Consider the following 12951-nt stretch of genomic DNA (forward strand, 5'->3'; position numbering starts at 1 on the left):
AGGAAGCAACTATGCATGTAGAAGGTTTTTTCGAGTGGCTTGGCCAGGCACTGGGTTCGTTGATCCGCTTCATCGTCGACATCATGAGCGGCCTGTTCAACCTGCTGGCCAACGCCGGGGGCAATTTCATCGATGGCCTGGCACGCACGCTGGGCATGGACACCTCGCTGCTCAGCATACTCGCCCTGATCATCGGCCTGATGCTGCTTTACTCGGCAATCCGCGCCTTCATGCGTGCCTCGATCATCCTCGGGATCATCTGGCTGGTGTTGGGGTTGTGGGTTATGAGCTGGGTCATTCACTGAGGAACAGCTGCAAGCCTTGAGCTACAAGCTGCAAGAAAGCCAATCCGCTTCACTTGCAGCTTGTAGCTTGCGCATCAGCGCGCCTTTACCGTCATCTCTCCTTGCCCATCCCCCACCGCCTGCAGGTTCGGCCGGTACATCGACTCCACCTGCGGCGGCGGCACCCGGTAGGTGCCCGGTGTCACCGCACGCGCCAGGTACAACAGGTGCGTGGTGCCATAGCCATCGAGCTTGAGGGCCGCCACGTAGCGGTCATCACGGTACTCCTGGTGTACCACGCTGGCGTTCTGCATCGACTCGCGCCACTGCTTCACTGCGCTGCTGGCGTTGTCCAGGCTTGCAGCGCTCTGGGCCAGGTTCTGGTTCTCCAGTTCCAGGCCTGCTGGCAACAAATCGACCACCAGGGCATCCGGCACGCGATCGCTGGCCTTGAGCGCCAGATGCACCAGCACCAGGTCGCCGCTGCGCAGGTTATGCAGGTCCAGCGCCTGGCCGTTCATGCCCAGGTACTCACGGCGGATCTCCATGCCGTTGCCACCCGCGACAGGTGCCTGGCGTGGATAGCCCGACAGGGTCAGTTGCTGATACAGCGTTTCGCTGCCTTCGTTCTGCACGCTCAGCGGCGAGGCCAGCAATGGCCCTTCGAGCTTCATGCCCGCTTCGACGTTGTTGAACTCACGCACTTCGCCGGCACTGTCCAGGCGTGCCTGCCACGGTGCCTCCGGCTTGCCAAGCAGGCCACGGCCGGCCAGATACAAGGCATTGCGCTCCTGGGTCGACAGCCAGCGGTTGGCTGCCAGCTCGTCCGACAGGGCAAACAGACGCTGGTCGACCTGGTTGCTGGCCAGTTTGCTCTCCTGCAGCAGCGCCAGGATCAGTGCCTGGTCGCGCAGGCTGCTGCCATAGTCGGCCATCCAGCCCTTGCTGCGGCTGATTCCCAGGCCCGCCTGCAGCGCTTGCTCGGCGCGCGGCTTGTCGCCCATGGCGTCCAGCGCGACGGCCAATTGCACCAGCGGCAGGCCGGAGCGGGCATCGGCACGGCGCTCGAACAGGCTGCGCAACGCGCCCAGCGGTGCCTGCTGGCTGCGCGACAGCACCAGCGCGGCGTAGGCTTGCACGGCGAAGCGGGTGTGCTCGGCGTTTTCGCTGTAGTCGACTTCGATCAGGTTGCGCTCCTGCAAGTAGCGCAGCAGGCGCTCGTTGGCCTTCTTCAAGGCCTCGGCCGGCACGCCGTAGCCTTGGTCGCGGGCACGCAGGAGGAAGTCGGTGACATAGGCAGTCAGCCAGTATTCCTCTTCGCTGTCCGAGCTCCACAGGCCGAAACTGCCGTTGTAGCGCTGCATGCCCAGCAGGTGCTCGATGCCCATCTCGATCTTGCGTTTGCGCACCTCGGCCGGCTCACCCTTGATGCCCAGGCGCTTGAGGCTCTCGGCATCGGCGTACAATGACGGATACAGGCCACTGGTGGTCTGCTCCAGGCAGCCGTAAGGGTAGGCTTCCAGGGCGCGGATCTGCTCGGCCAGGTTCAGCGGCGGGCGGCTCGACAGCGCCAGGCTGGCCTCCAGGCCAGCCGGTTCGAAGGCGGCCAGGTCGCTTTCCGGCAAGGTCCATGGCTGGTCCTTGAGGGCGACGCGGTAATGCTTGAGCACCGCCGGGTAGGCCGGGCGCACGCCCAGGGTCCATTCGCGTTCGAAGGTGTTCGCCGGCTCGCCCGGCAGTTGCAGGCCATTGACCCGCACCTGCACCTTGCCCTGCCCCAGGCCACCCAAGGCCTGCACCGGGATCAGCAGCGTGCTGCGCTGGCCTTCTGCCAGGGCGATAGTCTGCTGCGCGCTGGCCGTCAGGCTCAGCTGGCCTTCAGTGCGGATCTCGACGCTCAACTGCTGCGCACGCCCCGACAGGTTGGCCAGGTCCAGCGCCAGGCTGGTGCGGTCACCGCCGGCCAGGAAGCGCGGCGCCGACAGTTCGGCAATCAGCGGCGCGGCCACCACCGTCTTGCCTTCGGCCATGCCGAAGTGCTCGTCGGTCCAGGCTTGGGCCATCAGCCGCAACTCGCCATTGAAGTCGGGAATATCGACGGTCGCCTCGCCTTCCCCCTGGTCGTTCAGGGTCACCGGCAGGCTTTGCTGGGCAACGATGGTGACCGTGGTGTTGGGCCGCTTGCCGCCCTTGGCCAACGCCGCGTCACCGCCGAAGGCCAGGCTGGCCAAGCGGCCCTGGCCGGCTTCGATCAGCTGGCCGTAGATGTCCAGCTGATCGGCGCCGTAGGCCTTGCGGCCGAACAGGCTGGTGAACGGGTCGGGGGTCTTGAAGTCGGTGATGTTGAGGATGCCGACATCGACCGCGGACAGCAGCACATGCACCTGCTTCGGCACGCCGCCGTCAGCATTGGCGGCCTTGATCTTCACCGTCAGCGGCTGCTTGGGCCGCATCTTCTCCGGCGCCTGCAGGCTGACCGCGAGCTTGCGCTCGGCACGCGCCAGCGGCAGGTGCAGCACGCCGACGGCGCGCTTGGGCGTGGCATTGGCCTTGCGCTCACCCGGGCGGATCACCAGCGCACTGATGTACAGGTCATGGCGCGCCCACTGTTTGTCCAGTTGCACATCGAAGGTCTTGCCCTCGGCAGGCACCTCGATTTCCTGCCACCACAGCGGGCCATCGCTGGACTCGATCATCAGGTAGCCGCTGCCGGCCGCAGGCGGGGTCACGGTGACCTTGGCGGTGGCGCCATCGGCATAGGCCGGCTTGTCCAGTGCCAGCTTCACCTGGTCCGGCCGCACCGCGCCGCCTTCGGCGTTGTCCTGGGCGCGGTAACCGGCCCAGAAGCGCTCGCTGGAAACCAGCCCGGTCTCAGGGTCTTCCACCTCGACGCGGTATGGGCCCCACTCCACCTGGAAGTTCAGCTTGGCGGTGGAGCCGGCCTTGACGCTGATGGTCTCCTCGCTCTGGGTGAGGAATTTCTCGTTGTAGTTGTAGCTCCAGCCATCGCTCTGCGAGTAGTTCCAGTAGTAGTCGCGACGCTCGCGGATCAGGCGCACCTTCAGGTCATTGGCGGCGAGCTTGTTGCCTTCGCGGTCGGCCACGAGGAACTCGAATTCCACCGGGCCATCGCTGTCGGTTTCCTCACCGTCGAACAGGCCGCGCAAGCCAGGCAGGCGCTCGGCAGGCCAGATTGGCTGCTCCAGGCGACGGGTGATCGGCCGGCCACCAGACTCCTGCAGGCTGGCCTGCACGGTCAACTGCAGCGGCGAGCGTGCTTCGGCCCAGTGGCTCTCGATATCGACCACGGCCTTGCCAGCCTGGTCGAGGGTCACTTCGTCCAGCTCCAGATCCTGGGCCAGTTCGGTTTCGGTAACCGAGCCGAACTGGTAGCCCGGCAGTGCCGGCACGGCTTCGCGCAGTGGGCGCACATAGGCTTGGCCGCTCAAGCGGTTGCCGGCAGCCGGCGCACCGTAGAGGTAGCGGCCATTGACCTGGATGCGCGCATCTTCCTCGGGCGACAGCGGTGTCTCGCTGCCCTTGAGCTCAAGTGCCAGGCGCTCGGGAAGGAAGTCTTCGACCAGGAACTCGTATACCTGCTTTCGCCCACCACCGAGGTCTAGCAGCAATTGCCAGCGGCCGGTTGGGGCCTCCGTAGCCAGTTGCAGCTGGTATTGGTACAGGCCATTGGCGTCGGCCTCCCAGACGAACTTGCGGCTGACCTGCTCATCCGGGCGACGCACCTCCACGCTGACCGGTTGAGCCTTGACCGGCTTGCCATCCTGGTCGCGCAGCAAGCCGTTGAGCAGCACCGTTTCACCTGGGCGATAGAGGTCCCGCGGCCCGAAGATGAAGAACTGCAGGGGGTTGGCCTGGGGGCCGGTGATGTCGAACTCGGCCAGGTCCAGGGCTGCGGTGTTCAGGCGCAGCAAGGTGGTGTGCACGCCCTGGGTGGCGATCAGGGTGTCGGCCTTGGCCGTGATCGGCATCTGGGCATGGCCGGCGCCGTCGGTCTTGGCCTGGGCCAGCAGCTTGCCCTTCTCGTCATGCAGTTCGAGGGTGACGTCCTTGAGCGCCTTGCCGCCTTCCAGGGCCTGGGCGAACACGTCCAGGCGGTCACGGTAGCGGTGGGCGGACACGCCGATGTCGCTGAGGGTGAACAGCGTCGCCGGCTGCGAATAATCATAGGTGCCCGAGGCACGCATCACGGCCAGGTACACGCCCGGCTCCTGCAGTGGCTTGATCCCGGCAATCGGCAGCAGCACGGTTTCGCGGGTGTTGCGCGCCGGGTTCAGGTCGAAACGGCCGCTGTAGACCAGCTCGGCCATGTCCAGGGTTTCCTTGGACTGGTAGTAGTACAGGCTGCTGTTGCGGCCCCAGTTGGCCAGGAAGGTCGAAAGCATCTCCGGTTTGACCCGGAAGAACTCGACATCGACCTTGGGCACGTTCAGCGCGATCACCGGCAGGCCTTCGGCCAGGCGGGTGGGCAGCAATGAACCACGGCTGGCAAAGCCAACGGTGGCTTGCATGTCGCGGGTTTCCAGGCGGCTCACCGATTCGCTGTCGAGCTGCTTGCCGTTGACCGCCAGCAGGCCCTTGTCGACGGTCAGCACCAGCTTGCGCTGCGGCTCCAGATGGCGCAGGCGCAATTCCATCTGATTGTCGGAGAGTTCCCAGGCACCGTCGATCTTGCCTTTGACCGTATCGACCAGGTGCACCTTGGCGGCAAAGTCCTGGTTGGCGTCCAGCGGTGCCGAGAAGCTGATCGACAGGGTACTGGCGCCATCGAGCTGCACTTCCGAGACATCCAGCACACTGAGCTCGCGCCCTTCGTAGCGCTTGGCGAGGACTGCAGGGTCCTCGCGCTTGAGCACCGGGGCCTCGACCGCAGCACTCGCAGCCGTTTTTTCGGCGGAAGCGGGCTTGCCCGGCGTCGAGGAGTCACAGGCACTGAGCAAGGCCAGCGCGCAGGCCAGCAACAATCCTTTGTTGAACATGGAGTGGGAACTCTTTGGCAGCGTGTACGTGAGGGCAGCAACTATAGCGCAACGGTGGAAGTGGGACTTTCACCGATGCGGCAAGTGAGACCCCGTTCGCGCGGATTGGTTGTCAGGTCGTTACAATGCGACCCTACCTGATTAGGAACCCAAATGTCGCAACTGACCACCGACTGGCAGCACCGCCCCACCCACCGCAAGGTCTGGGCACTGGCCGCGCCGATGATCCTTTCCAACATATCGGTACCGCTGGTGGCGCTGGTCGACAGTACCGTGATCGGCCACTTGCCCCACGCCCACCAGCTCGGCGCCGTGGCCGTGGGCGCCACGCTGTTCACCTTCATGGTCGGCCTGATGGGCTTCCTGCGCATGGGCTCCACCGGCTTCGCCGCCCAGGCCGCCGGGCGGGCCGACGGCGCCGCCCTGCGCCAGGTGCTGGTGCAAGGCCTGCTGCTGGCCGTGGCCTTCGCCCTGCTCATTGGCCTGCTTGCCCTGCCCTTCAGCCAGTTGGCGCTACAGGCCATGCAACCGAGCGAGGCGTTGCAGCAATCCACCGAAGACTTCTTCCATACCCGGCTGCTCGGCCTGCCAGCGGCGCTGGCCAGCTATGCGCTGGTCGGCTGGTTCCTCGGTACACAGAACGCACGCGCGCCGTTGGCGATTCTGCTGACCACCAACCTGCTGAACATCGCCCTCAACCTGTGGTTCGTGCTGGGCCTGAACTGGGGCGTGCTGGGTTCGGCACGGGCCTCGGTGATCGCCGAATGGAGCGCCGCGCTGCTCGGCCTGGCCCTGACCCGCCCGGCCCTGCGCGCCCACCCCGGGCAGATCGTCTGGGCTGCACTCAAACGCTGGCAGGCCTGGCGGCCACTGCTGGCGGTAAACCGCGACATCTTCCTGCGCAGCCTGGCGCTGCAACTGGTGTTCCTGCTGATCACCGTGCAGGGCGCGCGGCTGGGCGAAGCCACGGTGGCGGCCAATGCCCTGCTGCTCAACGGGCTGCTGCTCACCGCCTATGCGCTCGATGGCCTGGCGCATGCTGTGGAGGCGCTGTGCGGGCATGCCATCGGTGCGCGGGATCGAGATACCTTGCGTCGCTCGCTGGTGGTGGCCTGCGGTTGGTCGCTGATCACCAGCCTGGGGTTTGCTGGCTTGTTCCTGCTGTGCGGGCACCTGTTCATCGACCTGCAGACCGATATCGATAGCGTGCGGGCGGCGGCCTATCCGTACCTGCCGTACCTGGCGCTGCTGCCATTGATTGCGGTGTGGAGCTACTTGCTCGACGGGCTGTTCATCGGCGCAACCCGGGCGCGGGAGATGCGCAATGCGATGCTGCTGTCGGTGCTGATAGCGCTGCCCTTTGGGGTGGTCATGAGCGGGTTTGGCAACCATGGGTTGTGGTTGGCCTTTCTCGGGTTCATGGCGTTGCGGGCAGTGACGCTGGGGTGGGTAGGTTGGCGATTGCAGGAAAATGGGCGCTGGATTCAATGACGCCGGGGCCGCTTTACGGCCCTTCCGACCGGTCCGGCGCCCCGGCAAGGCCGCTCCCACAGGGATCGCTGCATCCTCACAAAAATGAGCAAGACAGTTGCTCCCACAAAAAAGCCGTACAGCGTTTGCAGGAGCGGCCTAGGCGATCACGACGAGAGGTAGGACGAGCGGGTCAGGCCCAGGCGCAACGCATCGAGGAACTGGGTCCGCTCGCGTGCGCTGATCTTGGCGCTGGCTACCTTGTCGCGGTAGTGCGTCATCAACTCCTCCGGCGACAGGTGCACGTAACGCAGCATGTCTTCGATGGTGTCGTGGGTCTCGATACCGGCGTGGTACACGCTGCCATCGGCATTCTGGTAGATGTTCACCGAGTCGGTGTCACCGAACAGGTTGTGCATGTCGCCAAGGATTTCCTGGTAGGCGCCGACCAGGAACACGCCCAGCAGGTAGTCCTCGCCTTCGTTGACCGCATGCACCGGCATGCTGGTCTCGATGCTCTGCTCGTCGACGTACTGGTTGATCTTGCCGTCGGAGTCACAGGTCAGGTCCTGCAGCACTGCACGACGCATCGGCTCTTCGTCCAGGCGGTGCAGCGGGATGATCGGCAACACCTGACCGATGGCCCAGGTGTCCGGCAGGCTCTGGAACACCGAGAAGTTGCAGATGTACTTGTCGGCCAGCTTGTCGTTGAGCTCGTCCAGCACCTGGCGGTGCGAGCGCTGGCGGGCTTTCAGCGAGTTGTGCAGGCGACGGCACACGGCGAAGTAGCACTGCTCGGCCAGGGCCTTCTCGGCCAGGCTGATCTTGCCATCGGCGTACTGCGCCGCCACGTCGCCCATGTAGTGGGTGGCGCGCCAGTAGGTTTCGGTGACCATCTCGATGTCGGTCGGGCCCAGCAGGTCGACCAGCCATTGCACGGTTTCCGGCAGGGCTTCCTTGTTCTCGATGGTCGGCACGTCGTCGTTGTGCTTCTCGACGTCGGTTACCTGGATCACCAGCATCGCGTGGTGCGCGGTCAGCGAACGGCCGCTCTCGGAGAAGATGTGCGGGTGCGGCAGGCCCTGCGCGTCGCAGAACTCCTTGAGCATGCCCACCACCACGCCGGCGTAGTCGTCCATGTCGTAGTTGATCGAGCTGGCGTTACGCGAGTGGGTACCGTCGTAGTCCACGCCCAGGCCACCGCCGACGTCGATATGGTCGACCGGTAGGCCCAGCGCACGCAGTTCACCGTAGTAGCGGATGGCTTCCTTGAAGCCGTGCTGGTAGTCGGCCAGGTTGGCGATCTGCGAACCCATGTGGAAGTGCAGCAGGCGGATGCCCTGGTCCAGGCCAGCATCGCGGAAGCGCTGTACCACAGAGATCAGCTGGGCGGCGGACAAACCGAACTTGGACTTTTCACCCCCGGTGTCGGCCCACTTGCTCGAAGCCAGCGACGACAGGCGCACGCGCAGGCCGACCTGTGGCTTGACCTTGAGATCGGCAGCCTCGTCGATCACCAAGGCCACTTCCGACTCTTTCTCGATGACGATGAACACGTTGTGGCCGAGCTTCTGGCCCATCAGCGCCAGGCGGATGAACTCGCGGTCCTTGTAGCCGTTGCAGACGATGGTGCCGCCTTTCGGCGCCAGCGCCAGCACGGCCAGCAGCTCGGGCTTGGAACCGGCTTCCAGGCCGATCGATACGTTTTGCGTGGCGATGATGTTTTCCACCACCGCTTCCTGCTGGTTGACCTTGATCGGGTACAGCGCGGTGTACTGGCTCTGGTATTCCAGGCGCGCGATGTTGGCGTCGAACGCGCCCGTCAGCTGGCGTACGCGGTCCTGCAGGATGTCGGGGAAGCGCACCAGCAGCGGCAGCGACAGGCCGCTCTGACGCAGCTCGTCGACCTGCTCGAACAAGTCGATCGGCGCGCTGCCGGGGCCGTTGGGGCGCACTTCGACGCGCCCGGCTTCATTGATGGCGAAATAACCAGCGCCCCAATGGCGGATGCCATAAACACTGCGGCTGTCGGCCACGGTCCATTGGCTACCATCGTCTTTGCGTGTGCGTCGTACGGACATTCAAGTCCCCTATAGTAAGTCGAAGACACTGCCCCGCAAGGAGGCGGGCGCAGTGTAAAAGCCGAAAATGACGATTCGTCCGTGCCCTGGGATAGACCCTGGTCACGGGAACGAGTTTAGAAAGCGTTGGGCAAAAAATCGCGGGGGCGCATCAGCCGCCGGACTTTTTCGCCTTGAAGCCCTGTTTGATCAGCTCGGCGATCAGCAGCTCGACGTGGTCACCCTGAATCTCGATGACCCCATCCTTCAAAGCACCACCGGTACCGCAACGGCGCTTGAGGGTGGTAGCCAGCTCCTTGAGCTGGTCGAGCGGCAGCGGCACGCCGGTGACGGTGGTCACGGTCTTGCCACCACGGCCTTTGCTTTCACGACGCACACGGGCGATGCCGTCACCTTCGGGGATGACTTGCTGCTTGCAGGTGCAGGCGTCCACCGGCTGGCCACAGTCGGGGCAGTGCCGACCTGAATCGGTGGAGTAAACGAGACCGCCAAGGGCGGCGAAGGAAGAAGCTTTCTTGGCCACTTTTGTTCCTCTGTGCTGAGGACAAAAACTGGTCGGGCTCTGCTGCAGGGACCGACCGCGAAGCCCCACTCTGGCAGGGGCGGCGCTACTGCCGCAAGATCCTGCGGCAGCCCGAAAAGGGCGCGCAGTGTAACGATAAATCAGGCTGTTGCTAAGTACTGGAATGCGCCATTTTGCGAATGATTTGCGACCTTGGGGCTGCTCTGCAGCCCCAGTTCTAATTCACGCTGGCCTTGTAGCGCTGCAACGCGGCCAGCGAGTCAGGGCAATACGGCTTTTTCAGGCTTTCCTGCTCGGCCTGCTCAAGGCTGATGAATTTCGCCTCGATCACCTCTTCCGGCTGCAACCGCAGTGGCGCATCCGACACCGCCGAATACACCGCGCACCACAGGTGGTTGTCCGGCATATCGAAATAGAACCGCTCATGGAAACGCAGCTTGACGCCTTCAATACCCAGTTCCTCGGCCAGCTCGCGGGCAGCCGAGTCGTCATATGCTTCCCCTGCCGTCACCATGCCACCGGCCGCCACGTCCCAATACCCCGGGTACAGCGCCTTGCTCAGAGCCCGCCGGTGCACGCACAGCTCACCGGCACTGTTGAACAACAGGATGAACGTGCAGCGGCCGATCAAGCCGCGCTCGCGCAGCTCGGCCCTGGGCAGCGCGCCGAGCACCTGGTCGGCGTCGTCCACCCAGGCGACCAGTTCACGGTCTGAAGCCGCCCGATGGGCGGCCTCGCTGGCGCTGATGGCCATGCTCAACCCTGCGACAGCAGCTGACGCAGGTCGATGACTGCGGCGTTGGCCCGGGAAATGTAGTTGGCCATGACCAGCGAGTGGTTGGCCCACATGCCGAAGCCGCTGCCGTTGAGCACCATCGGGCTCCACAACGGTTCCTGCGAGGCTTCCAGCTCACGAATGATCTGGCGCACGCTGACGGTGGCGTTCTTCTTCGCCAGCACGTCGGCGAAGTCGACCTCGATGGCGCGCAGCAGGTGCGACAGCGCCCAGGCCTGGCCACGGGCTTCGTAGAACACGTTGTCGATCTGCAGCCATGGCGTTTCCACCAGCTCTTCATCAACCTGCGGCGCCTGGCCGGCGACCACCGACTCGGTCTTAAGGGTGCTGTTGAGCTTGACCCGGCCAACGCTGGCCGACAGGCGCTGCGACAGCGAACCCAGGCGGGTGGCCACGTCACCCAGCCAGTTGTTCAGGTTGTCGGCGCGGGTATAGAAGATCGCGCCCTTGTCGCCAGCGGCCAGGCGCGCCTGGTAGCGGCTCAGCGACTTGATGCCCTCTTCGAACTCCGACTCGCTCGATGGCAGGATCCAGCTCTTGTTGTCGAAGTTGAAGCGCGGTTCGGCCTTGGCCAGGTCGGCATCCTCGGTGGATTGCGACTGCGAACGGGCGAAGTCCTTGCGCAGGGCCCGGGACAAGTCACGCACCTGCACCAGCACGCCATATTCCCAGCTCGGCATGTTGTCCATCCACAGGCCAGGAGGGAAGCGGTCGTTGGAAATGTAACCGCCCGGCTTGTTCAGCAAGGTACCGGCGACGGTCTTGAGCGTTTCGATGGTCGTATAACCGATTACCATCTGCTGGCCGCTGCGCTCGGCGGCGGCCTGGGCGTTCTGCTGCACCGGGAACAGGTCCGGCTCCTGGCTCCAGTACCAGCCCAGGCCGATGCAGACCAGCAGGTACAACCCGATCAGGGTCCCCAGGGCACGGCTCCAAAGGCCGCCAAGGTAGCTACGGGCTGCTGCGCCGCGGCCGTCCACACGTTCACGGGGCTCGGCTTTGGCCTCGCGGTTTTTCCAGTCCAGCATGGCGTTGTCCTTAATCAGTCACGACGGTTCAAGGGCTTGGACCACAGGCCAGCGCCAGGGTGCCACGGCAAGCCCGCGTCGCAGCACTATAAAGCAGACACCGCCGTACGCATAAGCGACCAATGAGTCAGTAACTGAATATTCGTTCGCAAGCCTTTGTTGATGCGGCGCACATACGGGTGGAAAAAGTGGTGCTAGCATACAGCCATCATCGAACCTGCATAGCCCACTAACAAGTAGCCAGGACATGACCCAAGCCGCAGAGCCGAGCCAGGAGCGCCTTTCGCAGGAGCTCGAACAGCTGTTGCAGCGCCTGTCGCGTACGCGCCTGCGCCACGGCGACCAGCCCGACCAGCTGGAGCTGCCACCTGCGCGCAAACCGGTCTACCTGCTGCTGCACGACCATGAGCGCGCCGAGCGCCTCGCCCAGCAGCTGGAGTTCTTCGGCCTGAGCGCGCAGCCGCAGCCGTGCGCCAGCGCGTTTCTGGCATCGCTGGCCGAGCAGCCTCCGGCCGCCATCGTCATGGATGTCGACTTCGCCGGCCCCGGTGCCGGCCTGCCGTTGGCGGCGCTGGCGCAGCGGGGCCAGGCGCAACCCATACCGCTGCTGTTCTTCAGCCTGCACGAAGCCGACACGCCGACACGCCTCGCTGCGGTGCGAGCTGGGGGCCAGGCGTTTCTGACCGGTACGCTGGAAGCCTCCAGCCTGCTGGAAAAACTCGAAGCCATGACCAGCCACGCACAGCAAGAACCCCTGCGCGTGCTGATCATCGACGATTCGCGCGCCCAGGCCTTGCATACCGAACGGGTACTGGCCAGTGCCGGGATGCTGACCCGCAGCCTGAACGACCCGATCCGCGCCATGGCGGAGCTGGCCGACTTCCAGCCCGACCTGATCATCCTCGACCTGTACATGCCGATGTGCTCGGGCCCCGAGCTGGCCAAGTTGATCCGTCACAATGACCGTTACGTCAGCGTGCCGATCATCTACCTGTCCGCCGAGGACGACCTGGACAAGCAGCTCGATGCCATGAGTGAAGGCGGCGACGACTTTCTGACCAAGCCGATCCGTTCGCGCCACCTGATCACCACGGTGCGCAACCGCGCCGCCCGCGCCCGCCACCTCAAGGCCCGCATGGTCCGCGACAGCCTGACCGGGCTGTACAACCACACCCACATCCTGCAACTGCTCGAAGATTGCAGCTACCGTGCCCGCCGCGAGCAGCAGCCGCTGAGCTTCGCCATGCTCGACATCGATCACTTCAAGAAGATCAACGACCGCCATGGCCACCCCATGGGCGACCGGGTGATCAAGAGCCTGGCGCTGTTCCTCAAGCAGCGCCTGCGCAAGACCGACTTCATTGGCCGCTATGGTGGCGAGGAATTTGCCATCGTCATGCCCAACACCCCGCTGAAAGCCGCGCACAAGGTACTGGACGAGATTCGCCGGCGCTTTGCCGAGATTCTGTACCCGGCGCAGCCGGAGGACCTGCAATGCACCTTCAGTGCCGGGGTGGTGCAGCTGGACGATGAGCTGGATGCGCTGAGCATGGCCAGTACGGCGGACGAGGCGTTGTACCGGGCCAAGCATGCTGGGCGTAACTGCGTGGTCAGGGTAGAGCCGTAACGGCCGAGCGCAATAGCTCAACGCCACTATCGTCATCACCTGGTAACAAATTCGCCATAAATTCAGGCGCTTATCTCTCGACTCCCCCGCAGGAAGTTCGCGGCTATGCGCCTGAAGTGGCTGACCAATTTCAACACCCTGTTGC

Annotated in this window: 8 protein-coding genes; 3 read left to right on the plus strand and 5 right to left on the minus strand. The window is 64.5% G+C overall.

All coding sequences use genetic code 11. The annotated features are described in order from the left end of the window. The first annotated feature begins 11 nt into the window (after nucleotides 1-11). Nucleotides 12-305 carry a hypothetical protein gene (locus tag C2H86_RS08865; RefSeq protein ID WP_103445815.1) on the plus strand — a complete coding sequence of 98 codons (294 nt, stop codon included), beginning with the start codon at nucleotides 12-14 and terminating at the stop codon, nucleotides 303-305. A gap of 74 nt (nucleotides 306-379) precedes the next feature. Here the strand turns inward: C2H86_RS08865 and C2H86_RS08870 are convergent, their stop codons facing one another. After that, entirely contained in the window at nucleotides 380-5281 is a 4902-nt protein-coding gene (locus tag C2H86_RS08870) for an alpha-2-macroglobulin family protein (RefSeq protein ID WP_159412265.1), read from the minus strand. Between the two features lie 153 nt (nucleotides 5282-5434). On the opposite strand from C2H86_RS08870, the gene C2H86_RS08875 reads away from it, so the two are divergent. Next, nucleotides 5435-6772, plus strand: a complete 1338-nt coding sequence (locus C2H86_RS08875; protein WP_159412266.1) for an MATE family efflux transporter — start codon at nucleotides 5435-5437, stop codon at nucleotides 6770-6772. A gap of 146 nt (nucleotides 6773-6918) precedes the next feature. On the opposite strand, the gene speA is transcribed toward C2H86_RS08875, so the two are convergent. From speA to C2H86_RS08895, 4 genes are all read right to left on the minus strand, one after another. Continuing rightward, nucleotides 6919-8832 carry an arginine decarboxylase gene (speA, locus tag C2H86_RS08880; protein ID WP_103445819.1) on the minus strand — a complete coding sequence of 638 codons (1914 nt, stop codon included), beginning with the start codon at nucleotides 8830-8832 and terminating at the stop codon, nucleotides 6919-6921. A gap of 151 nt (nucleotides 8833-8983) precedes the next feature. After that, a complete protein-coding gene (locus C2H86_RS08885; protein ID WP_110633704.1) occupies nucleotides 8984-9355 on the minus strand; it encodes a translation initiation factor Sui1 in 372 nt (123 codons plus the stop codon). Nucleotides 9356-9572: 217 nt separating this feature from the next. Next, entirely contained in the window at nucleotides 9573-10109 is a 537-nt protein-coding gene (locus C2H86_RS08890) for an NUDIX hydrolase (protein ID WP_159412267.1), read from the minus strand. A gap of 2 nt (nucleotides 10110-10111) precedes the next feature. Next, complete coding sequence (locus tag C2H86_RS08895) at nucleotides 10112-11179, minus strand: DUF2333 family protein (RefSeq protein WP_159412268.1); 1068 nt, start codon at nucleotides 11177-11179, stop codon at nucleotides 10112-10114. Nucleotides 11180-11426: 247 nt separating this feature from the next. Between C2H86_RS08895 and C2H86_RS08900 the strand changes: the two genes are divergently transcribed. After that, complete coding sequence (locus C2H86_RS08900; protein ID WP_159412269.1) at nucleotides 11427-12806, plus strand: diguanylate cyclase; 1380 nt, start codon at nucleotides 11427-11429, stop codon at nucleotides 12804-12806. The last annotated feature ends 145 nt before the right edge of the window (nucleotides 12807-12951 follow it).

This window comes from Pseudomonas putida, assembly GCF_009883635.2.
Taxonomy (GTDB): Bacteria; Pseudomonadota; Gammaproteobacteria; order Pseudomonadales; family Pseudomonadaceae; genus Aquipseudomonas; species Aquipseudomonas putida_W.